The 23,374-nt window shown below is 70.4% G+C and carries 19 protein-coding genes; 14 read left to right on the top strand and 5 right to left on the bottom strand.

Annotation, left to right across the window (positions count from 1 at the left end):
• Nucleotides 1-1,113: MFS transporter (locus ACOADB_RS10895; RefSeq protein ID WP_378598107.1), on the top strand; the 1,113-nt coding region annotated here is incomplete at its 5' end.
• Here the strand turns inward: ACOADB_RS10895 and ACOADB_RS10900 are convergent.
• Nucleotides 1,110-1,715: a TetR-like C-terminal domain-containing protein gene (locus ACOADB_RS10900; RefSeq protein ID WP_378598109.1), complete on the bottom strand. Its 606-nt coding sequence runs from the start codon at nucleotides 1,713-1,715 to the stop codon at nucleotides 1,110-1,112. The genes ACOADB_RS10895 and ACOADB_RS10900 overlap by 4 nt on opposite strands.
• A 90-nt stretch (nucleotides 1,716-1,805) precedes the next feature.
• On the opposite strand from ACOADB_RS10900, the gene ACOADB_RS10905 reads away from it, so the two are divergent.
• The 3 genes from ACOADB_RS10905 (at nucleotide 1,806) to ACOADB_RS10915 (ending at nucleotide 5,689) form a co-directional block, all read left to right on the top strand.
• Complete coding sequence (locus tag ACOADB_RS10905; protein ID WP_378598111.1) at nucleotides 1,806-2,954, top strand: phosphotransferase family protein; 1,149 nt, start codon at nucleotides 1,806-1,808, stop codon at nucleotides 2,952-2,954.
• Nucleotides 2,951-4,120: a hypothetical protein gene (locus ACOADB_RS10910; RefSeq protein ID WP_378598113.1), complete on the top strand. Its 1,170-nt coding sequence runs from the start codon at nucleotides 2,951-2,953 to the stop codon at nucleotides 4,118-4,120. Before ACOADB_RS10905 ends, ACOADB_RS10910 begins: the two co-directional genes overlap by 4 nt.
• Before the next feature lie 114 nt (nucleotides 4,121-4,234).
• Complete coding sequence (locus ACOADB_RS10915; RefSeq protein ID WP_378598115.1) at nucleotides 4,235-5,689, top strand: aldehyde dehydrogenase; 1,455 nt, start codon at nucleotides 4,235-4,237, stop codon at nucleotides 5,687-5,689.
• On the opposite strand, the gene ACOADB_RS10920 is transcribed toward ACOADB_RS10915, so the two are convergent.
• Nucleotides 5,665-6,681, bottom strand: a complete 1,017-nt coding sequence (locus ACOADB_RS10920) for a DUF6910 family protein (protein ID WP_378598117.1) — start codon at nucleotides 6,679-6,681, stop codon at nucleotides 5,665-5,667. The two genes, ACOADB_RS10915 and ACOADB_RS10920, sit on opposite strands and share 25 nt — an antisense overlap.
• Before the next feature lie 91 nt (nucleotides 6,682-6,772).
• Between ACOADB_RS10920 and ACOADB_RS10925 the strand changes: the two genes are divergently transcribed.
• Genes ACOADB_RS10925 through ACOADB_RS10935 form a run of 3 tightly spaced genes read left to right on the top strand, consistent with a single transcriptional unit; the run spans nucleotide 6,773 to nucleotide 8,908 of the window.
• On the top strand, nucleotides 6,773-7,159 hold the full coding sequence (locus tag ACOADB_RS10925) for a hypothetical protein (protein WP_378598119.1): 387 nt from the start codon (nucleotides 6,773-6,775) through the stop codon (nucleotides 7,157-7,159).
• Complete coding sequence (locus ACOADB_RS10930) at nucleotides 7,152-8,150, top strand: phosphotransferase (RefSeq protein WP_378598121.1); 999 nt, start codon at nucleotides 7,152-7,154, stop codon at nucleotides 8,148-8,150. Before ACOADB_RS10925 ends, ACOADB_RS10930 begins: the two co-directional genes overlap by 8 nt.
• Nucleotides 8,147-8,908 carry a class I SAM-dependent methyltransferase gene (locus ACOADB_RS10935; RefSeq protein WP_378598123.1) on the top strand — a complete coding sequence of 254 codons (762 nt, stop codon included), beginning with the start codon at nucleotides 8,147-8,149 and terminating at the stop codon, nucleotides 8,906-8,908. The genes ACOADB_RS10930 and ACOADB_RS10935 overlap by 4 nt, the downstream gene beginning before the upstream one ends.
• Here ACOADB_RS10935 and ACOADB_RS10940 read toward each other — a convergent pair.
• Both ACOADB_RS10940 and ACOADB_RS10945 read right to left on the bottom strand, forming a co-directional pair.
• Nucleotides 8,895-12,017, bottom strand: coding sequence for a BTAD domain-containing putative transcriptional regulator (locus tag ACOADB_RS10940; RefSeq protein WP_378598125.1), 3,123 nt, complete (start codon nucleotides 12,015-12,017; stop codon nucleotides 8,895-8,897). The two genes, ACOADB_RS10935 and ACOADB_RS10940, sit on opposite strands and share 14 nt — an antisense overlap.
• Nucleotides 12,018-12,041: 24 nt before the next feature.
• Complete coding sequence (locus ACOADB_RS10945) at nucleotides 12,042-12,404, bottom strand: cupin domain-containing protein (protein ID WP_378598127.1); 363 nt, start codon at nucleotides 12,402-12,404, stop codon at nucleotides 12,042-12,044.
• 236 nt (nucleotides 12,405-12,640) lie between these two features.
• Between ACOADB_RS10945 and ACOADB_RS10950 the strand changes: the two genes are divergently transcribed.
• The 7 genes from ACOADB_RS10950 to guaA all read left to right on the top strand — a co-directional run bounded on the left by ACOADB_RS10950 (nucleotide 12,641) and on the right by guaA (nucleotide 21,059).
• A complete protein-coding gene (locus tag ACOADB_RS10950) occupies nucleotides 12,641-14,278 on the top strand; it encodes a succinic semialdehyde dehydrogenase (protein ID WP_378598128.1) in 1,638 nt (545 codons plus the stop codon).
• Nucleotides 14,279-14,282: 4 nt separating this feature from the next.
• Entirely contained in the window at nucleotides 14,283-15,995 is a 1,713-nt protein-coding gene (locus ACOADB_RS10955) for a GMC oxidoreductase (RefSeq protein ID WP_378598130.1), read from the top strand.
• Nucleotides 15,996-16,376: 381 nt separating this feature from the next.
• Nucleotides 16,377-16,856, top strand: a complete 480-nt coding sequence (locus ACOADB_RS10960) for a hypothetical protein (protein ID WP_378598132.1) — start codon at nucleotides 16,377-16,379, stop codon at nucleotides 16,854-16,856.
• Between the two features lie 4 nt (nucleotides 16,857-16,860).
• Nucleotides 16,861-17,598: an ABC transporter ATP-binding protein gene (locus ACOADB_RS10965; RefSeq protein WP_378598134.1), complete on the top strand. Its 738-nt coding sequence runs from the start codon at nucleotides 16,861-16,863 to the stop codon at nucleotides 17,596-17,598.
• Nucleotides 17,595-18,866, top strand: a complete 1,272-nt coding sequence (locus tag ACOADB_RS10970; RefSeq protein ID WP_378598136.1) for a DUF7224 domain-containing protein — start codon at nucleotides 17,595-17,597, stop codon at nucleotides 18,864-18,866. The genes ACOADB_RS10965 and ACOADB_RS10970 overlap by 4 nt, the downstream gene beginning before the upstream one ends.
• Complete coding sequence (locus ACOADB_RS10975) at nucleotides 18,853-19,470, top strand: hypothetical protein (protein WP_378598138.1); 618 nt, start codon at nucleotides 18,853-18,855, stop codon at nucleotides 19,468-19,470. Before ACOADB_RS10970 ends, ACOADB_RS10975 begins: the two co-directional genes overlap by 14 nt.
• Nucleotides 19,467-21,059, top strand: coding sequence for a glutamine-hydrolyzing GMP synthase (gene guaA, locus ACOADB_RS10980; RefSeq protein ID WP_378598140.1), 1,593 nt, complete (start codon nucleotides 19,467-19,469; stop codon nucleotides 21,057-21,059). The genes ACOADB_RS10975 and guaA overlap by 4 nt, the downstream gene beginning before the upstream one ends.
• A 145-nt stretch (nucleotides 21,060-21,204) precedes the next feature.
• Here guaA and ACOADB_RS10985 read toward each other — a convergent pair whose 3' ends face one another.
• Nucleotides 21,205-23,361, bottom strand: a complete 2,157-nt coding sequence (locus tag ACOADB_RS10985; protein ID WP_378598142.1) for a S8 family peptidase — start codon at nucleotides 23,359-23,361, stop codon at nucleotides 21,205-21,207.
• Nucleotides 23,362-23,374 lie beyond the last annotated feature (13 nt).

Raw genomic sequence — 23,374 nt, forward strand, 5'->3', positions numbered from 1 at the left:
CTGCTGACCCCGGGCAGCCTGGCGATCATCGCGGCGTCGTTCCATCGCGACTCCCGTGCGGCCGCCGTCGGCGCGTGGTCAGGTCTCGGCGGGATCGCGGCTGCCATCGGACCGCTGGTCGGTGGCTGGCTCGTCGAGCTGCACTGGCGCCTGGTCTTCCTGGTGAACGTGCCGGTGGCGTTGCTGGTCGTCCTGGTCACGCTGCGCCACGTGCCCGAGAGCCGTGACCCGAACGCCGCGGACCGGCTCGACGTCGCCGGCACGGTGCTCGCCGCCGTCGGCCTCGGTGCGATCACCTTCGGGCTGACCCGGGCCGGCGACGTCGGTTTCAACGGGTCCGTGATGGGAGCCTGCGGCGCCGGCCTGGCCTGTCTGGCTGCGTTCGTGGCGGTCGAGGCCCGGTCGACGCACCCGCTCGTGCCCCTCGACCTCTTCCGCAGCGCCCAGTTCAGCGCTGCCAACGTCGTCACCTTCATGGTGTACGCCGCCCTGGGCGTCGTGTTCGTCTTCCTGGTGCTGCAGCTGCAGGTCGTGACGGAGTGGTCGCCGATCAAGTCGGGCTCGGCGATCCTGCCGGTCACGGTCGTAATGCTGCTGTTCTCGGCACGATCGGGTGCCCTGGCGCAGCGGATCGGGCCGCAGCTGCCGATGACGATCGGCCCGCTCCTGGCGGCCGCCGGCGTGCTCTGGATGGGTCGCATCGATGCCGGGTCGTCGTACTTCGTCGACGTGCTGCCGCCGGTCGTGCTGTTCGGTGCCGGACTCACCCTGCTCGTGGCACCGCTGACCGCGACGGTGCTCGACGCGGCCGAGAGCCGTCATGCCGGTGTCGCATCGGGGGTCAACAACGCGGTCGCGCGCACTGCTGGGTTGATCGCGGTCGCCGCGATCCCGGTCGCCGTGGGGATCGGCGGCGTGGACTACGCCGACCCGGTCGCCTTCGACGCGGGGTACGGGCATGCGATGACCATCAATGCCGCACTGCTGCTGGCCGGCGCGGTCCTGTCGGCGTTGTTCATCCGGCGGCCGCTGGCCGCGGATCGGCTCGCGATCGAGGAGTGCGCGCACTGCGGCGTCGTCGCGCCGCAGCTGCACCCGATCGAGCACGACTAGGCAACGGGGTCAGGGCGCAGGCCGCGGGTCAGCGTCGCGGAGATCCGGTCGACCCACGCGTCGTCGAGCTCGTCCGGTGTGAGCAACAGGCCGGCGAGCACGGCTCCGATCGCCAGGCGCAGGACGTCGTCCGCGCGCGCCTCGGAGTGGGCGTCGCCGTCGGCGACGGCCTTCTGCAGTCGCTGCTCGAGGGCCGCGAACACCCCGGAGAACCGCCGCATCATCGCTGCGTGGAGGTCCGGCCAGGTGCCGACCTCGGCGAGCAGTCCGGGGAGTGCCGCGGCGCCGATCGGTGAGCACAACGTGTCCCGCGTCCCGCGGACGACGCCGACGATGTCGGCGGCGAGGTCGTTGCCCAGGACCAGGTCCTGGGCGAGCTCGTCGGGGAACGCGGCCTCGTGGATCAGGTGGGGGAGCGCCGGCCACCGGCGATACAGCGCCGCCTTCGTCGTACCGGCTCTCTCGGCGACCGCCGCGACGGTCACCGCGGCGTAACCGCCCTCGGTCAGCAGGTCGCGTACGGCGGCCAGCAGTGCCTGTTCGATGCGCGGATCCCGCGGGCGCCCAGCGCCGCGGACCACCTCGTCGATGTCGTTCCCCATGGCCTCTTCCCCTATTACGACACCGAAGGTACCGTAATCCTCCGTTGACAACTAGAACACGTTCTAACAGGCTGAATCCAGGAGGCCCCCATGTCGCAGTCAGAGTTGCCTGCCGAGATGACGTTGCAGCGCTCGAGCCGCGACCAGTCCGCAGTCCACGACCAGCTCGAAGCCTGGTTGACCACGGTGCTGCCCTCGGGGTCCGACCCGACGGTGACCCTGCTCGCCGGCGTCGACAGCAACGGCATGTCCAGCGAGACCGTCCTGCTCGATGTCACGGTGACGGAGGGCGGGGAGCGGGTCACGGGCGCCTACGTCGCCCGCGTCGCGCCCGCCCCGGAGGACCTGCCGGTGTTCGCGGAGTACCGCCTCGGTGACCAGTACGACGCCATGCGGCTCGCCGCCGAGCTCACCGACGTCCCGGTCCCGGCCGTGCGCTGGTTCGAGCCGACCGGCGACGTGCTCGGCACGCCGTTCTTCCTGATGGACCGGGTCGAGGGCGTCGTACCGCCGGACGTCCTGCCGTACACGTTCGGTGACAACTGGCTCTTCGACGCGACGCCCCAGCAGCAGCAGCATCTCCAGCAGTCCAGCGTCGAGGTGCTCGCGAAGCTGCACGCCATCCCGGATGCGGCCACGACCTTCGCCTTCCTGGACCCGGCCGTTGCCGGCCACCAGGGGGCGACGCCGCTCGCCCGCAACCTCGCCCGCACGCGGTCCTGGTACGACTACGCGCTCTCTGCCGACGCGGACAGCGTGCGCTCGCCGCTCATCGAGCGCGGACTCGCGTGGCTCGAGACGAACCTGCCGTCCGACGAGGGCGAGCCGGTGCTCGTGTGGGGCGATGCCCGCATCGGCAACGTCATGTACGACGACTTCGCCCCGGTGGCCGTGCTGGACTGGGAGATGGCCACGGTCGGCCCGCGAGAGATGGACCTGGCGTGGATGGTCTTCGCGCACCGGGTCTTCGACGAGATCGCCCGGATGCTGGGGGTGCCCGGCATGCCCGACTTCCTGCGCGCCGAGGACGTCGCGTCGGCGTACACGGTGGCCAGTGGCGTCGAGGTCGGCGACCTGACCTGGCACCAGCTCCACGCCGCGGTGCTGTGGGGCTGCGTGTTCCTGCGCACCAGCGCCCGCCAGATCCACTTCGGCGAGATCGAACGGCCCGAGGATCCCGAAGCGGTCTTCCACCACCGGCCGCTGTTCGAGGCGCTCCTGGAAGAGGTCGGCGCATGAGCAGTGCGCACGGGGAGTACGTCGGCCTCGGTCCGCTCGACGAGTACCCGATCCATCAGCTGCCGCGTCCCGTCGCCTGGGCAGGCAGCAGCGACCGCAACTTCTACGACCGCTGCTACCTCAACGCCCACGACCGCACCGGGGACCTGTTCCTTATCACCGGGCTCGGCTTCTACCCGAACCTCGGCACCAAGGACGCGTTCGTCCTGCTCAGCCGGGACGTCGACGGGCGCCGGGAGCAGACGGCCGTGCACCTCAGCGACGCGGCCGACCCGCGCGGCGCCGACCGGATGCAGCAGCAGGTCGGGAACTACCGGATCGAGGTGATCGAGCCGCTGCGGAAGCTGCGGGTCGTGCTCGAGGAGACCGAGGGCATCGCGCTCGACCTGACGTGGGAGGGCTCCTTCGACGTCGTACAGGAACTGCCCCACGTGATGCGCCAGGGGTCGAACACCATCCTTGACGCGCAGCGGTTCGCGCAGGTCGGCACCTGGGAGGGAACGATCAACGTCGACGGCTCCGACATCGCGGTGACGCCCGACCGCTGGGTCGGCAGCCGCGACCGGTCGTGGGGGATCCGTCCGGTGGGCGAAGCGGCCCCCGGCGGCAAGCCTGCAGACCCGGCCTTCGAGGGGATGTGGTGGCTCTACGTCCCGATGCGGTTCGAGGACTTCTGCGTCGTGATCATCATCCAGGAGACGCCCGACGGGTTCCGCACGCTGAACGACTGCACCCGAGTGTGGAAGGACGGTCGGGTCGAGCAGCTCGGCTGGCCCCGCGTCGAGATCCGGTACGCGGCCGGCACGCGTGTCCCGACCGGCGCCACCATCCACTGCACCACTCCCTCGGGGGAGGGCCTCGTCCTCGAAGTCACCTCGAAGCTGCCCGTGCCCATCCACGTCGGCGGTGGGTACGGCGGTGACTCCGACTGGACGCACGGCGTCTGGAAGGGCGCCGGCTTCACCGAGCGCCTCACCTACGACATGAACGACCCGGCCGTCGCCGGACGGGTGATGTTCGGGGTGATCGACCACGTCGGCCATGCCGTCGCCCACGGCGCCGGAGTCGACGTACCCGGTGGTGCCGAGGGGTGGGGGCTCTTCGAGCACGGTGCCCTCGGCCGCCACGATCCCAGCGGCTTCGCTGACTGGTTCGACCTTGCGTGATCACGAAGTGTGGGAAATGGGGGTGCGAAGTGTGACTAGTTGCCACATCTCGCACCCCGATCTCCCACACTTCGTGCCCCCATTTCCCACACTTCGTGCAACCAAGGAGACCCCATGACCCTCGACCGCGACGCACTCTTCATCGGTGGTGCGTGGACCAAGCCCGCGACGGATGCCGTGCTGGAGGTGGTCTCGCCGCACTCGGAGGAGGTCGTGGCGCGGGTGCCGGAGGGCTCGACGGCGGACATCGATGCCGCCGTGGCCGCTGCCCGGCGGGCCTTCGACGAGGGCCCGTGGCCGCGGATGGCGCCGGAGGAGCGGATCGCGATCATCCAGAACCTCTCGGGCCTGTACGCCGCGCGACTCGACGAGATGGCGACCGTGATCAGCACCGAGATGGGGTCGCCCATCTCGTTCAGCAGCCTCGCCCAGGCGCCGGCCCCGTGGATGCAGATCGAGGCGTTCCTCGCGATCGCGCGGGAGTTCCCGTGGGAGTCGACGCGCCCCGGCGTGCTGGGTGCCGACGTCCTCGTGCGCCACGAACCGGTCGGTGTCGTCGCCGCGATCCCGCCGTGGAACGTCCCCCAGTTCACCGTGCTGTCCAAGCTGATCCCGGCGCTGCTCACCGGCTGCACCGTCGTCGTGAAGCCCGCGCCCGAGACGCCGCTCGACTGCTACCTGCTGGCCGAGATGCTGATCGAGGCCGGTGTGCCCGAGGGTGTCGTCAGCATCGTCGCGGGTGGTCGCGAGGTGGGAGAGCACCTGGTCAGCCACCCGGGCGTCGACAAGGTCGCGTTCACCGGATCCACCGCGGCCGGCCGGCTGATCGGCGCGATCTGCGGCCAGCAGCTGAAGCGCGTCTCGCTGGAGCTCGGCGGCAAGTCGGCCGCGATCATCCTCGACGACGCGGACGAGACCACCGCGATCGAGGGGCTGAAGTTCCTCGGCGTGATGAACTCCGGCCAGGCCTGCGTCGCCCAGACCCGCGTGCTGGTCAGCCGCGACCGCCACGACGCCTTCGCCGATGCCCTCGCGGCCGCGATCGGCGGCATGGTCGTCGGCGACCCGATGGACCCCGCCACCGAGATCGGTCCGATGGTTGCGGCGCGCCAGCAGGAGCGCGTGGCGTCGTACATCCGGATCGGCCAGGACGAAGGTGCCCGGCTCCTCACCGGCGGCGACGGCCGTCCCGAGGGCCTCGACACGGGCTGGTACGTCCGCCCGACCGTCTTCGCGAACGTCGACAACAAGATGCGGATCGCGCAGGAGGAGATCTTCGGCCCCGTCCTCTCGGTCATTGCGTACGACGACGTGGCCGATGCCGTCCGGATCGCCAACGACTCGGACTACGGACTGGCCGGGACGGTGTGGACCGCGGACCACGAAGCCGGCCTCGAGGTCGCCCGCGAGGTGCGGACCGGCACCTACGGGATCAACACCTACACGATGGACTTCGCTGCGCCGTTCGGTGGCTACAAGGCCTCGGGCACGGGGCGGGAGTTCGGTCCGGAAGGGCTCGCGCAGTACACCGAGATGAAGTCGGTCTACCTGTCTGCGCCGGCCATGTAGCGGACCCGCAACAGCAGCGCGAGTGACGGGGTTCCGGGATCGTCTACATCGACGACCGCGCGCAGCAGGGTCGGGTCGTCGCCGACCACCATCAGGCCCTCGACCTTGGCGACCTCGCCGTCGACCAGCGGCAGGGGTAGGACATCTGTCACGACGCCGTCGACGAGCAGTGCCAACGCGCTGCCCGTGACCGGGCCGTCGTCGATCACGTTGGGGCTGTCCTCGGCCGCGGCGCTCACCAGCACGCTGCCGTCGGGGAGGGTGACGGCGTCGGTGATGGCCAGGCCGATGCCGTTGACGTCGCCGAGGTCGTAGGTGCGGGCGTGGGTGATGTCGATGGCGGCTGGATCCAGCTGGCCCGCCAGGGCGGCCAGGACCTGGTTGACGTCGAGGTCGACGCTCCCGGACGGCATGCCAGCTGACGGCAGGCCGCGCTGGAACCACCGCAGCGCACCGCGCACCAGGCAGCTGCCTTCCAGGTTGAGGACGGCGACGTCGACATCGAGTTCTTCGGCAACCTTCGCGTAGAGCGGCGTCATGTCCGTGGCGGAGATGTGGGGCCGGCCGTCCCTCAGGACGGCCAGCGCCCAGCGCATCCGCGCCGGTGACGAACCGGAGCCCATCATCAGCACCGCTTGCTCGCCGTCGACCTCGACCGGACAGGCCGCCTCGAGGTCGGGCTTGAGGTGCTTGGTCCCCGCGTGCTTCTCGAAGGTGTCGAGGCCCTCGACGGCTTCGAGGAGCCGGACGGCCGTCACGGCGTCAGGCGTGCACCAGGCCGCGTGCGTCGCGTCGTCCTGGACGACGAGGAACCCCGCGCCGAAGGGCGCGACAGCGGACGCCGCGCGGACGGGCGAGCCGTCGGGGAAGCGGAGCGGGGTGACGTCCTCCAGTTCGACCTGCACGGGGGGCGTCTTGCGCACCCGGGCGGCATGCAGGACCTGGGCAGCGGTCTCGCGACGGCCACCCAGGCAGCCCCGGCAGGTGAGCATGGAGCACCTCGACCACCGGGCTGCAAGGTCACTGCAAGGCTGTCCCGGCACGCTCGGTCCTGTCAGGATGAGACGAGCCGAGGAGCCGAACATGTCCCAGCCATCAGCGGTCGACCGCTTCCTGGAGGCCGTTCGTTCCGGCCGGATCGACGAGTGTGACGCCTGGTCGCCGGACGCCACCCTGGACGCCACGGTGCCGAACTGGCGCTTCCACCGGACCGGCGCGGACCAGATCCGTGAGACCTACCGCGGGTGGTTCGCCGACCCGGGTGCGTTCGAGCAGTTGCGCCGCGAGCCCACGAGCAGGGGTGAGGTCGTCGACTACACGTTGTCGTGGACCGAGGGCGGGATCCCGCATGCCGCCCACCACGCCCACCTGCTCGACGTCGTCGACGACCAGATCGTGGCCGACGTGGTGCTGTGCGGCGGCCGCTGGCCGGCGTCGTTGCTGGCCGAGATGGAGGCCGCAGATGTCTGACCTCCACCCGGTCCTCGACTCCGTCGACGCCCTGCTCGTCGGCGCCACCGACTGCACTCCGCTGGACGCGCCCGGCAAGTCGGGCGCCGTGCTGGACCGGGTCACGATCGACGGGGCGTCCTACGTCGTGAAGTACCTCGACCACGACGGCGACTGGTCGCTGCGGGCAGCGGGAGTCCCCGGCAGCTCGACGGTTGCCCTGTGGCGACGCGGCATCCTGGCCGCCCTGCCCGACGAGATCGTGCAGCCGATCGTCGCGGTCGCCCACGATCGCGAACGGCCGACCCTGGCGGCCGTGCTGATGCACGACGTCGGGGAGACGCTCGTGCCGGCCGTCGACGACCCGATCACGACGGAGCAGAACGACCGGTTCCTCGACCACATGGCGGCCGTCCACGCGGAGTTCTGGGAGACCGACCTCGACATCGACGTGGTCTCGCCGACGGATCGCTACCTGGAGCTGTCGCCGCGGATGGCGGCTGCGGAAGCGGCGCTCGGTTCCGACCACCTCGTCCCCAGGCTGGTGGCGCAGGGCTGGCCGCTGCTCGAGACCGTCGCGCCCAAGGCAGCGGCCATCGTCGTACCGCTGGTGCATGATCCGGCGCCGCTGGTGGACGCCCTCGCCGCGACGCCCAGCACGCTCGTCCACGGCAACTGGAAGCTCGACAACCTCGGCACCGACGCCGACGGCCGCACTGTGCTGCTCGACTGGGAGACGCCGGGTCGGGGAGCAGCAACGGCCGACCTGGCGTGGTACCTCGCCATCAACTGCCGTCGCCTGCCCGTCACCAAGGAGGAGGCCATCGACACCTACCGCGCCGCCCTCGAACGGCGCGGCGTCGACACCGCGCCGTGGTGGGACGCCCAGATCGCGCTGAGCCTGCTCGGCGCCCTGGTCCAGTTCGGCTGGGAGAAGGCCTTCAGCGGGTACGACGACGAGCTGGTCTGGTGGGAGCAGCGGGCCGTCGAAGGAGCAGCGTTCCTCGCGTGACCGCGATCGGCTCGGCCTACGACCTCTCCGCTGCCGCCTGGCGGAGCGGCCCGGCTGCGCTGTACGCGCGGCTCGCCGGCGCGATGCTCGACGACGCCCGACTCCCGTTGGCCGGGGTGACGGTGCTCGATGCGGGCGCCGGGACCGGGGTCGCGGGGGAGCAGGCCGCCGCGCGTGGTGCGGCCCGGGTGGTCGCGGTCGACCTGGCACCGCGGATGCTCCCGCGGTCCCCGGCGCTCGCGGTCGGTGGCGACCTGCTGCGGTTGCCGTTCCGTGACGGAACCTTCGACGTGGCGGTCGCGGCGTTCAGCCTCGGCCACGCACCGGATCCCGCGCAGGCGCTGGTCGAGCTGCGTCGGGTGTCCGCGACGTTGGTGGCGTCCGCCTTCCCTGTCGGGTGGACCCACCCCGCGAAGGACGTGGTGGACGGCGCGCTTGCCCAGCGAGGCCATCGCCCGCCGGACTGGTACGTCGCCTTCAAGGACGGTGCCGAGGCGCGGGTGGGTGCCGCCGACCGCCTGGCGGACCTGGCCGCTGCGGCCGGCTACCGGTCGGTCCGCGTGGGGCGCGTCGACGTCGACGGTGGCCTGGCGACGCCGGCCGACATGGTCGCGTGGCGACTCGGCATGGCGCACACGGCGCCCTTCGTCGCCGGGCTCTCCTCGGCGGAGGTCGCCGGCGTGCGGGCCGAGGCCGAGGCGGCGCTCGTGGGTGCGCCCGCGGTCGTCGTACCGATGCTGGTGCTCAGCGCGACCTAGACAGCGCCTCGTGGCGCCATGCCTCCAGCCGGCGGGTGGCGTCGGAGCGCAGGGTGTCCGCGTGGTCGCCGCTGCGACCAGCCAGGCCGACGACGAGCTCCTCGGCGCGATCGAGCCAGCGTTCCTGGCCGAGCTCGGCGCCGGTCTGCCCGGCCCACCACCAGGCCTCGATGCCGACCGAGCGCTCGACCTCGGCGAGGTCCGCCCAGGCGTGGTCGAGGTCGACCGGTTCGCCGAGAGCCGCCCGCGCCCGGTGCACGACGAGACGGGCGCACGAGACGTAGCGCGGCACTCCCGCCGACGCGGCCGACGTGGAGAGCGTCGACGCCACCTCCAGGGCCTTCTCGGCAGAACCACCCAGCAGGAGGACCTGTGCGTCGAGCAGGTGCAGCTTCATCTGCAGCCGCCAGCCGAAGACCAGGTCGCCCACCAGCGCGACCCGCGCCTGGTCGAGCAGCACTCTCGCTCCGTCGGGGTCCCCGGCCCGGATCCGCGCATCGGCGAGGTCCTCGAGTGCCGCGACCAGCACCTCCGGGATCACCACGCCGTCGACGGTGGCGACTGCCTCCTCGTGCGCGTCGACACCTGCGCTCGTCGCGCCGAGGTTGCGCAGCACCCAGCCGCCGAAGTTCACTCCGCGGCCGGCGAACCGGGGTACGTCGCGCCTCGCGACTTCTGCCGTGTAGCCGGCGAAGCAGGCCAGCGCCTCCTCGCCACGGCCGGCGACCGCGAGCGTGTGACCGGTGAACAGCAGGGCGTGAAGAGAGGCCGGCGTGTGGGTGACGCTGACACCCGGCCGGGTGACCGGGCGCAGCAAGCCGAGAGCTTCGTCGACGTTGCTCCGGTGGGCGTGCAGCACCCCGAGCCAGGCGGCGGCCTCGAGCCGATCCTCGCCCGTCGCGTCCCGCAACGCCGTGTCCAGCCTGCGGCTGGCGCGCGCCAGGTCGCCCTGCGCGTGCAGGAACCGCCCCGACGCGACGAGGCAGCGGGTGCGGGTCCGGTCGTCCTCCGCGCCGAGCGCACCGTCGTCCGCGTACGACGTCGCGTCATCGAAGCGGCGGTCGAAGTAGGCCGCCCAGGCGGCTGCCTCCCAGCGCTCCGGTCCCGCTTCCGTCGCTGCGAGCGCGTCCTCCTCGGCCGCCCGGTAGCGCCCGCGGCGGATCCGCACCCGGGCGCGTTCCAACCGGGTCTGGTCGTCGGGCACCAGGGTGAACGACTCGTCGAGGAGCTCCTCCGCGGTCGCGTGGTCGAACCGCTCGGCGGCCCGGGCAGCGGCCGCGCGCAACGACACCGAGGCGAGCAGGCGGTCACCGCCGAGTCGCGCGTGCTCGGCCACCGCCGACGGATCGGCGTCGGCCCGTCGGGCGAGGGCCCGTCCGGCCTCGCGGTGGAGCAACGCAGACCGGCCGGACGTCGTACCCGAGACCAGCGCGACGCGGACGAGGTCGTGGCGCAGCTGCAGGCGGCCGGCGTTGTCGACGAGCAGGCCGTGTCGCACCGCACGCTCGGCGTCGGTGAGGACCTCGAGGGTGCCCCGGCCCAGGACTCCCGCGAGCAGGTCGATGTCGAGGTCGCCGCCGAGGATCGCGGCGGTGCGGACGAGGTCGCCTGCCGGGCCGAGCTGGTCACAGCGGGCCGTCACCGCGGCCACCAGTGACTCGGGCAGCTCGCCGGCCGCAACCGCGGCCAGCTCGGCGAGGAACAGGGGGTGCCCGCCCGAGCGGAGGTAGAGGTCGTCGGCGCGGTCGTTGCCGACGATGGCCGCGACGTGCTCGCGATCGAGGGGGCCGAGGCTGACGAAGTCGGTGGCCGGCAGCGGGCCGCCCTCGTCCGGGCGGCCACCGAGGACCACGACCAACGGCACCGGCCGCCGCTGGAGGTAGGTCAGCCAGTCCGCCAGCGTCGGGCCCGCCAGGTGCGCGTCGTCGATGACCACCACCACACACCGGTCGCCCGCGATCCGGGCGAGGACGCGGGACACCGCCGCATAGACGACCGACGGTCCCAGGGACGGGTCGATGGCGGGCGAGCTCTCGCCGGTCGTGCCGAGCAACGCCGCGAGCAGGGCGTCGTCCTCGCCCAACAGTGCAGCAGGGTCCGGCGACTCCTGGACGTACCGCCCGATCGCGGACAGTACGACGTCCAGGGGTGCCGCGCGGTCGAGCGCCCCGCACGTGCCGGTGAGGACCCGGTCGCCGAGGTCCTTGCGGGCGGCGGCCCAGTTGGTGAGCAGGGTGGTCTTCCCGATCCCGGCCTCACCGGCGACCAGCGCGACCCGGGGGAGCCGTTCGGCCAGGGCCCGGCCGATGAGGGCGTCGAGGTGGGCGACCTGGCTGTCCCGACCGACGAGCGCCGGCGTCAGGGACACCGCGGTGGCGGCCGGGACCTCGCCGCGCAGGATCGAAAGGTGCAGCGCCTCCGTCTCCTCGGAGGGGTCGGCGCCGACCTGCTCGGCCAGGACCTCCCGCAGGGAGGCGTACGCCGACAACGCGAGTGCCGGACGGCCGCCGGCCGTCTGCGCGCGCATCACGGTCCGCCAGGCCTGTTCGTCGAGGGGGTCGGTCCCCGTGTCGGCCGAGGCGATGTCCAGCGCGTCGCGCCACTGACCGGCGTCGAGCAGGGCGGTCGCGGCGACGCGTCGGGCGCGCTGCACCAGGCGGTTCGCGGCGTCCGTCTCGGCCGCGGCCCAGGCCGATTCCGCGCGCACCTCGGGGACGGGGCCGCGCAGCAGGGCGAGGCCCACGCGTGCCGCCGCGGCCGCTCCCGCGATCTCGCCGGCCGCCTGGCGCCGTTCGACCTCGCCGACCACGGCGTCGACCTCGGCGAGGTCGAAGCTGTCGGCGCACAGGCGGTACCCGCCGTCGGTGCGCTCGACCCGCTCACGACCCAGCGCGCGCCGGAGCCGGCTGGCCAGGACCGCCAGCTGGTCGCTGGGGCGCGCGGGCGGATGGTCGCCCCACAGGGCATCGACGAGGGCATCGACGGGAACCGGGCGACCGCGGGACAGGGCGAGCAGCTGGAGCAGGCCCCGGGTCTTCCTGTCCAGCTGCGTCAGATCGGTTCCGTCGACCGTGAGTTCCCCGAGCACTCGCACGGAGAGCGCGCCCACGCGCGTCATCGTACGCCGCGCCGGTCAGGGCCTCGCGTAGTTCGACGCACCCCACCAGTCGACGACCACGACCGGCTCGTCCCCGACCACCCACGCGTCGTGGCCCTCCGGCAGCGAGGTCACGTCGCCGGCGGTGGCGGTGAACTCGGTGCCGTCGGCCATCTTGATCGCCAGGGTGCCGCTCACGTGGTACTGGAAGTGCGGTGCCTCGCACAGGTGGGTGCCGGCGATCGGCTTCACGTGCTCGGACCAGCGCCACCCCGGCTGCAGCGTCAGCCGGCCGATCTCGGCGCCACCGACGACGACCAGGTCGACGTTGCCGCGTTCGAACGATCGGGTCTCGTCGGGCTTCTCGAAGCTCTTCTGTTCGGTGTTCTGGGTGCTCATCGCAGGTCTCCTCCACGGGGTGGGCGACGCCGGTCGTCGCGCTGAGCAGAGCCTGCGCCGGCCACCTTGCAGAGTCCTTGCAGCCGCCTCTCGAGGCTCCGCAACGGCTCCAGAACGGCTCGGGACGGCTCCGAAATGGCCCGAAATCAGTGCTTGACACGGATAATGGATGTGTAAAGCGGCACATCTGCTACCGATCAGTAGCGTCGGTGACGCCGCTCACCTACTCTCGTCACATGAGCGAAGCCAATCCCGGTTCCGGAGCGCCTGGTGGCGCCGCAGATCCCGCTGTCGGCGGGCCGCACGATCCCGAGCACGACCCCCGGGCGTCGTACGCCCTGGAGCCGGAGTACGTCGCCCGGCTGACCGACCGCGTCCTGGCCACCACGGGCACGACCACCCAGGTCACCTCGCCGATCAACGGCGCCCCGCTGGCGAACATCCCGCAGTCGAGCACCGAGGACGTCGCCGAGGCGTTCCGCCGGGCCCGCAAGGCCCAGGCCGTGTGGGCGCGGGTGTCGATCGACGAGCGCGCGCGCATCCTGCACCGCCTGCACGACATCGTGTTCGACCGGCAGGCCGAGATCATGGACCTGATCCAGCTCGAGTCCGGCAAGGCCCGCAAGCACGCGTACGACGAGCCGCTCCACATCGCGCTGACCGCCCGCTACTACGCCCGCACCGCCCACCGGCACCTCGACTCCGAGCGTCGTCCGGGCGTCATCCCCGCGCTCACGCGGCTCGAGGTCAACCGGGTGCCCAAGGGTGTCGTCGGCATCATCTCGCCGTGGAACTACCCGTTCACGATGGCGCTCTGCGACGGCCTGCCCGCCCTGCTCGCCGGCAACGCCGTCGTCACCAAGCCCGATGCCCAGACCATGCTCTCGGCGCTGCTCGGTGCCGAGCTGCTCGAGGAGGCCGGCTTCCCGCGTGACCTGTGGCAGGTCGTGGCCGGACCCGGCCGCGAGCTCGGTACGCCGATCATCGAGCGTGCCGACTACATCTGCTTCACGGGCTCGACCGCGACCGGCAAGATCATCGCCCGCCAGGCCGCCGAGCAGCTGATCGGCTGCTCGCTCGAGCTCGGTGGCAAGAACCCGTTCCTCGTGCTCCGTGACGCCGATGTCGAGCGTGCCGCCGAAGGCGCCGTACGCGCGTCCTTCTCGAACGCCGGCCAGCTCTGCGTGTCGGTCGAGCGGATGTTCGTCGCCGACCAGGTCTACGACCGCTTCGTGGAGCGCTTCGTCGCCCGCACCAAGGCGATGTCGCTCGGCGCGAACCTCGAGTGGGGTGTCGACATGGGCCCGCTCATCTCGGCCGACCAGCTCGAGACCGCCGAGGCCCACGTGGCCGACGCCGTGGCGAAGGGCGCCCGCGTGCTCGCCGGCGGCCGCGCACGGCCCGACCTGGCGCCGTACTTCTTCGAACCGACGATCCTCGAGGGCGTCACGCCCGAGATGACCTGCTTCGGCAACGAGACCTTCGGTCCGGTGATCTCGCTGTACCGCTTCCACGACGAGTCCGACGCGATCGCGCGCGCCAACGACGGCGACTACGGCCTCAACGCCGCGATCTACAGCAAGGACGGCGACCGCGCCCGCGTGATCGCCCGCCAGGTCAAGTGCGGCACGGTCAACATCAACGAGGCGTTCGGTGCGACCTTCGCGAGCATCGATGCCCCGATGGGAGGCATGCGTCAGTCCGGAATGGGACGTCGTCAGGGCGCCGAGGGCATCCATCGCTACACCGAGGTCCAGTCGGTCGCCCAGCAGAAGCTGATGCGGTTCGGGCCGATGTTCGGGATGTCGGACGAGACCTACTCCAAGGTCACCACCGCCACCTTCCGCCTGATGGACAAGCTCGGACGGGCCTGACCCGATGACTGATTTCGACTACGACGTCCTGGTCATCGGCTCCGGCTTCGGCGGCTCCGTCAGCGCGTTGCGGCTGACCGAGAAGGGCTACCGGGTCGCCGTCCTCGAGGCCGGTGCCCGGTTCACCGACGACGACCTCCCGGAGAACGGCGGCGACGCCAAGCGCTTCGTCTTCCGGCCCGAGCTGGGGATGTACGGGATCCAGCGCATCGACCTGGTCAACGACTGCTTCATCCTCGCGGGTGCGGGCGTCGGCGGCGGATCGCTCGTCTACGCCAACACGCTCTACGAGCCGCTCGACCCGTTCTACAAGGACGCCCAGTGGGCGCACATCACGGACTGGAAGTCCGAGCTGGCGCCGTACTACGACCAGGCCAAGCGGATGCTCGGCGTGACCGAGTACGCCCGGATGACGCCCGCTGACAACGCCATGAAGAAGGTCGCGGACGAGATGGGCGTCGGCGACACGTTCCACGCGACCCCGGTGGGCGTCTTCTTCGGAGCGCCCGGACAGCCCGAGGGCGAGAAGGTCGAGGACCCGTTCTTCGGCGGTGCCGGACCGGACCGCAAGACCTGCATCAACTGCGGCTCCTGCATGACCGGCTGCCGTCACAACGCCAAGAACACGCTGGTCAAGAACTACCTCTACCTCGCCGAGCAGAACGGCGCCGCCATCCACCCGCTGACGACCGTCACCGACGTGCGTCCGCTGCCCGAGGGTGGCTACGAGGTCACGGCCCGCTGGACCAAGGCGAAGCTGTCGCGCAAGTCGGCCGTCAAGACCTTCCGGGTGGAGCAGGTCATCTTCTCCGCCGCGGCGCTCGGCACGCAGCGGTTGCTGCACCGGCTCAAGGCCGAGGGATCGCTCCCGGAGATCTCCGACCGGCTCGGCGTCCTCACCCGCACCAACTCCGAAGCCATCCTGTGGGCGACGGCCAACGATGACGCGGTCGACTGGTCGGAGGGCGTGGCGATCACGTCGTCGTTCCACCCCGACGAGCACACGCACATCGAGCCGGTCCGCTACGGCCCCGGCCGCAACGTGATGCCGCTGATGGCCACCGTGCTCGTCGACGAGGTCGAGGGCGAGAACCGGCTGAAGACCTGGGGCAAGGAGCTGTGGAAGCAGCGCGGGGGCATCAAGGACCTCTACTCCCTGAACACCTGGTCGCGCCGCACCGTCGTCGCGCTCGTCATGCAGACGCTGGACAACTCGATCACGACCGTCTGGCGCCAGCGGGGACCGCTCAGCTACATGTCCTCGACGCAGGGCCACGGTGCGCCGAACCCGACGTACATCGCTCCCGCCTACGACGCCGTACGGCGCCTGGCGAAGGCGATGAACGCCAAGGAGGCCTACGGCAGCCTCGGTGAGCCGCTCGGGATGCCGCTGACGGCCCACTTCATCGGGGGCTGCGCGATCGGCGACAGCCCGTCGACGGGCGTCGTCGACCCGTACCAGCGGATGTACGGGTACCCGGGGCTGCACATCGCGGACGGTTCCGCGATCTCGGCCAACCTCGGCGTGAACCCGTCGCTGACGATCACGGCGCAGGCCGAGCGGGCGATGTCCTTCTGGCCGAACAAGGGCGAGGAGGACGCACGACCGGCCCTCGGGGACGCCTACGAGCGGATCCAGCCGGTCGCTCCCCGGAGCCCTGTCGTCCCGGCGGATGCCCCCGGTGCCCTCCGGTTGCCGATCGTCGGGGTCAGCTGAAGGGTCAGGCGTGATTTCTGGGCGGTTCGGAGCTTTCCGGGCCGCCCAGAAACATTGGGGAAGTTGTCGGGTGACGGCGTAACCCGACCACGGCGAGGTCGTTGAACCAGCGAGCCCGGAGATTCACGCTCCCTCCCGAAGCCCGGGCTCGGTCCAAGCACTGTCCAACAGCTGCGTGGACAATCAGGGCCCGACCACCCTCCCTCCCCGGTCGGGCCCTGGTGCATTTTTCGGTGCATTTTTCGCCGGCCCGCTACCGCGCGGCGCACGGACCGGGCGCTTCTCCACAGGGCCACAGAAGTGTCTTGACATACTTGTATGGGCACATCAAGATTCTCCCGTCGGCAGCGCTCGGCTGCCACTCCATCTCGGGAGGTTCACATGTTCGCTCTGACCCGTTCCACCGCAGCGTTGGTGCTCTCCACCGCTGCCGCGGCCCTCACGCTCGCCGCTGGCCCCGCCTCCGCGGCGTCCTACAACTGGCATTCGTCCTCGGATCCGCTGATCGCCTGGGAGGACGGGGCCCAGCAGGCGCTCGCCTACGGCACGTCCTACCAGAAGGACGGGTTCTTGAAGAACCACACCAATTACCGGGACCCCCGGCCGGGCGGTGACGACGTCTACACCGAGACGACGTACTCCTACTACAAGTGGTGCAACACGGCGATCCAGTGGTGCAGCGAGGTCGGCAAGGACCAGAGCGCCCGCGACGACAGTGGAAAGTGGCAGAGCCAGTACGACGCCGACGACTACTCCTCCCGCAACGCCGAGCGTGGTCGCATCTTCTCGAAGGTGTGCGAGGACCAGAACAACAGCGGCGACCCCTGCAGCCGCAAGCCCTACTTCACGTTCTCCCTCTGACCTGATGAGCGTTGTCGTCGACGACCTTCGCTGCAGCTACGACCGTCGCCGCCCGCCGGCGGTCGAGATCGACCTGCTCGACATGGGGCCGGGAGTGTGTGGGCTGGTGGGGGTCAATGGCGCCGGCAAGTCCACGCTGCTGCGGTCCCTGGCCGGCTCGCGCCGACCGGAGAACGGTCGGATCCGGGTCGACGACGTGTCGCTCTACGGTCCGGACAGGCGCCAGGTGCTGGGGCGCATCGGCTACATGCCCCAGTACCTGGAGCTGCCCGCCGAGATGCGGGTGTCGGATGCGCTGGCGTACGCGAGCTGGGTGCGAGGAGTGCCACCCGGGACCGCCCGGGCGCGGAATCCTCAGCTCCTGGACCGCGTCGGGCTCTCTCGCCGGGCAGCTGATCGGGTGGGTCAGCTGTCCGGCGGGATGAACCGGCGCCTCGCCCTGGCAGTCGCCCTGGTCACCGACCCGGACGTGCTCCTGCTCGACGAGCCCACCACCGGTCTCGATCCCGAGCAGCGGGCCGCTCTGCGCGACATCGTCTCGGGCCTCAGCGCCAGCGCGGTCACCGTGCTGAGCAGCCACGTGATGGAGGACGTCGCGATGATGGCGAGCCGGATCGCGGTCCTGCATGAGGGGCGACTGCTCCATGACGGCACGGTCCAGGAGTTCGTCTCCGAGCGCGGCGGACCCGAACGCTCGCCGGAGTTCGCCTTCCTCGCGACGATCGCGGCAGGTGCGGCATGAGCGCACGGTTGGCCTGGCTGGGTGGCCGTTGGGCGATCCTGGCCCAGTTCGGCGCGCTCCTGGCGGCGGGCGTGCTCTGGGTTGCGCCGCGGTCGACCTCCTGGGTCGGTTCCTGGAAGCAGGCACTCGATTTCGGCGCGGGCGCGACTGCATTCATCGGTCCCATCGCCGCCGGTGCTGCGTGTCTTGCCTACGCCCGTCTGCGCCGCTCCGCCCTGAGCGATGTGCTCCTGCAGAGCCAACGGGACTGGTGGGTCTGGTTGCAGCCAGCCGTGGCGGTCTGGGGGTTGGCCTCGGCTGCCCTGGTGGTCCTCGTGGTGGGCGTCACCGGGCTGGCGAGCGCGGCCGGTGTGCCGTCGTACTGGGGCAGCTCGTGGATCGTCATCCCCGCGCTCGCGGTCCTCGCGGCCCAGACGGCCATCGGCGCCGCTGTCGGCTTCTCCAGCGGCCGGGCCTGGCTCGCGCCGCTCGTGGTCGCCGGGGTGTTCTCGATCAGTTTTCTCACGTCGTCCCAGGTGATTCCCGAGCTGTTCAACACCGGTGGGGTGACCGGCACCCTGTCGGGCCAGGTCTTCGTGGTCCGGTCGGTGCTGATGCCCGCCGTGGCCGCTGTGGGCATCGTGGTGATGGTCCTGGTGGCCGCTGCCCCGAGGTTGTTCTGGGCGACCTGGCCGCGTCGCGGTGTGGTCGTCCTCGGCGCCGCTGCGCTCGTCGTCGGCTGGCTGGGGGCGCCGGCCAGCAATGACGACCGGTACGAGTTGCTGTCTCGACCGCCCCAGACCTGCTCTGGCGCGCAGCCGCAGGTCTGTGTGTTCGAGGAGACGCCGCGACCGCTCGCCGACCTCGTTGCCCGTGTCGAGCGGCAGGCCGCCTTCCTGTACGACGCCGGCGTCAGTGTCCCCGAGCGCTTCACCCAGCACTACGTGACGCAGGACCACGACCCGTCCGACGGTGTCGTGCACCTCATCGGCGACGACGAGTCGAGCTCCTCGGTCAGTGATGACTCGGCCACCGACACCCTCGTCACGCCGGCCCTCTGTGCTCAGGACTACGGCGCGGAGCCGTCGTACCTCGCGATGGATGCTCGCCACCTGCTGGGCCGCTGGCTCCAGGTACGTGCCGGGATCCGGCAACCGGCGCGTGGCGACAGCGACCGCGCCTGGTTGCTCGGCGACGGCGACCAGCAGGAGGCATGGGTGCGCGACGTCTACCGCCAGTTGCGGACCTGCGCGTTCGAGGAGATCACGATCCCTGATGGCGTGGGATAGGCGCTGCTTCGCCGTCATCCGTGCCTGGGGCCTCGGCGTGAGTCTCGTGGCAGGCGTGGTCCTCGCGGGGGTGGTGCTGGTCGTGGGCGACGTCTACCTCGACCTGCCGGCGCTGCGGGACAGGGTCCGGATCGTGCACGTCTTCCCGGGGCTGGCAGCGGTCGTGCTTCCCTTCCCGCTCGTCGACCGCACCCCCGGATTGACGCTCCTGTCCGTGCGGCCTCCAGCCGTGCTCGCCCTGCTCCGGCTGGGGGGTGTCCTCCTCACCTCTGCACCGGTCGTGGTCGCCGTCTTGCTGGTGGGCTGGACGCTGCCCGGCGCGCTGGTCGTCGTCGCCTTCGTCGGCATCGCCGCGGCCGCCTGTGCCCTCGCCGGTCTGTGGTACTGGGTGCCGATGATGGGCCTGCTGGTCGTCTGGCTGCAGTGGGGATCGCGTGAGCAGGTGGTCACCGCCGGGTGGGTGTGGCTGGTTGCCGACCTCGCCGTGCTGGTGGTCGGAGGCATTGGGTACGTCGCCATCGGCGCCCGGCGCGTGCGGCGCGTGGTCCGGGAGGTCGGCACGAGTTCGGGGAGTGGGCGCCCCGCCGATACGATTCGCCCATGACGGCGCCCGGGGAATCCACGCACGAGTCCGAGCACGACCTGGTCCTGGTGGTGGACTTCGGGGCGCAGTACGCCCAGCTGATTGCCCGCCGGGTCCGCGAGGCCCGGGTGTACTCCGAGATCGTGCCGCACACGATGCCGATCGCCGAGATGGTCGCGCGTGGTCCGAAGGCGATCATCCTGTCCGGTGGGCCGTCCTCGGTCTACGAGACCGGCGCCCCGACGCTCGACCCGGCGCTCTTCGAGGCCGGGGTCGCCGTCTTCGGCATGTGCTACGGCTTCCAGCTGATGGCCCAGGGCCTCGGTGGGACGGTCTCCGCGACCGGTGCCCGGGAGTACGGCCGCACCCGCGTGCAGGTGGGCCACGCCGGCACCCTGCTCGGTGGCATCCCGACCGAGCACAACGTGTGGATGTCGCACGGCGACTCCGTCACGGCGGCACCCGAGGGCTTCGCCGTCCTCGCCTCGACCGAGTCGACGCCGGTCGCGGCCTTCGAGAACGTCGAGCGTGGCTTCGCCGGTGTGCAGTGGCACCCCGAGGTGCTGCACACCGAGCATGGCCAGAAGGTCCTCGAGCACTTCCTGTGGGACGTCGCGGGGTGCCGCCAGACCTGGACGATCGGCAACATCGCCGAGGAGCAGATCGAGCGGATCATCGCGCAGATCGGCCCCGACGGGCGCGCGATCTGCGGCTTGTCCGGTGGCGTCGACTCCGCCGTCGCCGCCGCGATCGTGCAGAAGGCGATCGGCGACCGCCTCACCTGCGTGTACGTCGACCACGGCCTCATGCGCAAGGGCGAGACCGAGCAGATCGAGCGCGACTTCGTGGCGTCCACGGGCGCCAAGCTGGTCGTCGTCGACGCGGAGAAGCAGTTCCTCGACGCACTCGAGGGCGTCTCCGACCCGGAGACCAAGCGCAAGATCATCGGCCGCGAGTTCATCCGCACCTTCGAGGCGGCCGAGCTCGACATCATCAAGGACGCGCCCGAGGGCACCAAGGTCGGCTTCCTGGTCCAGGGGACGCTCTACCCGGACGTCGTCGAGTCCGGCGGGGGCGCCGGCACCCACAACATCAAGTCCCACCACAACGTGGGCGGCCTGCCCGAGGACCTCGAGTTCGAGCTCGTCGAGCCGCTGCGCACCCTGTTCAAGGACGAGGTCCGCCTCGTGGGCGAGCAGCTCGGCCTGCCAGCCGACATCGTGTGGCGCCACCCGTTCCCCGGCCCCGGCCTCGGCATCCGGATCATCGGCGAGGTCACCCGCGAACGCCTCGACATCCTGCGCGAGGCGGACGCAATCGCCCGCGAGGAGCTGACCGCCTCCGGCCACGACCGCGAGATCTGGCAGTTCCCGGTGGTCCTGCTCGCCGACGTCCGCTCCGTCGGCGTCCAGGGCGACGGCCGCACCTACGGCCACCCGGTCGTCCTGCGTCCCGTCACCTCCGAGGACGCGATGACTGCTGACTGGGCCCGCCTGCCCTACGACGTCCTCGAGAAGATCTCCACCCGGATCACCAACGAGGTCCGCGAGGTCAACCGGGTGACCGTCGACATCACCTCGAAGCCGCCCGGCACCATCGAGTGGGAGTAGGACAGGTGCTCTGACCTGCGGAAACGTGGCTCGGTTTGTACCTGTTGGGTATTCCACGGCCGCATGGCCATGGTGGTCGGAGTGGACGGCGCGCCGCCGGCATCAGCGGCCCTCTGCCGAAGAAGCGGCGCGGACGCAACCGGTCTTAGCTCCGGACCTGGATCGGGAGTTCAAGCTGCGGAAGCAACGCCTCAAGCTGGCCGGCGTACGCCGAACTCACCTGGTCATACAGGTCGGGTGTTCTCGGTGACAGCACGTCGAGAACCAGGGCGTACCTCATAGGCTCGGACGTACGACTCGGGCCACCGCCGTCCCGGGCGTTGTAATGCACATCGAAAACGGGCCGCTTCAGAGAACTTCCTCTGAACCGCTGTTCGCGATGCAGCACCGTCTCCCACTTCTGCGCGTCGCCGCGAAGCACGTGTTCGGGGTCGAATGCCCCAGTCTTGAAGAAGCTCTGAGACTTCGGGTCGACCGCGCCGTCATTGAACTTCTGGTGGTGAGGGCGGAATGTAACTTCCAGGCCGGCGCGGGTGTAGTTGCCAGGGTCTTCTGGGTCCACATGCGTGGCATAGCAGAAGGTTGCGCGGATAGTGACGAATCCCTTCAGTTCCCCCTGGGGGAGCGGGACTTCGGCGCGGAGGTACTTACTCGGCGATAGCTCCCCCTGGTAGACCACCCGAACCATGCCATCGCCGCAGAGCGCCATCTCGTCGATAGCAGCCGGGAGTCTTCCCCACCCCACGTCTACACGTGGCTGACTGCTGTCATCGGACGAGTGAACGAGCAGCGCCTTGATGGCCAGTGGGCTCAAGCGCGAACCAAAATGCGCGCGGAGGCCGACAGCTGATCGGAGCGCGAGTGGCGAGGCGAACGACGTCCCCATCGTTCGCGCAATGCCAGGCACTCCATCAGGTTCATAAACCAGAAACGGCTCGGTCTGTGTACCACCGAAGGCCAAGAGATCCGGCTTGACGACGCCGGGGCTGCGGCCCGGTCCGACTGAGCTGTAGCTGGCCCGCTTCCATCCGTCGCGGGAGGTATCGGCGGCGCCGATCGACACGCCGTTGACGCAATCGGCCGGGACCTGAATCCGTGGCTCGACGTCGTCCCCCGTGTTTCCGACCGCAATCGTGGCAAGTGATCGACCGTCCGAAAGGTACTCGTCAAGGACTGCCGTCCAGGCATGCACTTCATCATCCTCAACGGGCATGTAAGGCCCAATGCTGAGGTTGAGAAACTCATACTGGCGATCCGTCAGGACGTCCTGAATGCGGCTCAGCACGTCATACAGTTCGAATGGGTCGGCTGCGGCGTCGGCGTCGATCACGCGGAAGTGGTCGACATGGCAGTAGGGCTGCGGAGCGGCTTGCCCAGGTGTGAGGTTGCCGAACAGCAGAGCGGAGGTGACATCATGACCATGATCTGCCTGGCCGGCACCCGGCGTGCCGATCTCGTCGGGCTCGTGGGCCGTCGCCCATCTGCCCAACACATGCGAATCCGGAAGGCCGCCGTCAAAGACCGCAACTCGAAAGTCTGGCAGCTGCGGCCCTGCTGTCGGCAGAGGGGAAGGCTCTAGGTCAGGTGCTGGTCGTGAACGCTCAACCTGACCGATCGACCGCATCCGGCCTACCGGGCGCGCAACGCGGAGGAACCCAAACGCAGCCAGTTCCTCGATTCGATCAATGGGCGACAAGACCGGAACGAAACAGAGGCCGCCCGCATAGAGGCGCTTGCCGAGACGGGCATCGACGCCAAGGTCTGCCGCGTAGTCGGCGAACCCCTCGACGATGAAGGCATCCTGACGCGAGTCGGCAGCGTGGAGCACTACTTCAAGAGCTTCGATCGGCTGGCCTTCATACTCTGACCCCATGCGCAGGCGCTCAGATGGAGACTGGACGCGAATGTTCTCCAAGCGGGTTAGCTCGTCGGGCAAGGTCCGGGCTCGCTCACGAAGCCTTGACTCCACATCCGCGCCGTTCGCTGCTGCGTTGGCGAGGTCGCCAATATCGTCGGCGAGCCGTCGAAACGCTTCACGGTGCCCCGCGATGAACAGTTCCGTTGATGGCACTGGACGCAGCTCATCTTGTCGAGTCCATTGATCGGGCTGGACCTCGACAGGTCGGCTGCCGACGTGCCGAAGGTTGAACTGAGCGAGCAGCTGCTGCGGGAAGTACGACTTCGCAATGGCTTGCGGGTGCATGGTCAGGACACCTACTGCTTCGCCACCAGGGCACGCGGCGCTTGGGAGGTCGCTCATTGCGTCGGCAGCGCTCGCTGCCTTGCCCGCGAGGCGTTCCACCGCATCCTCGACG

This window comes from Nocardioides sp. CPCC 206348 (genome assembly GCF_048654705.1).
Lineage (GTDB): Bacteria > Actinomycetota > Actinomycetes > Propionibacteriales > Nocardioidaceae > Nocardioides.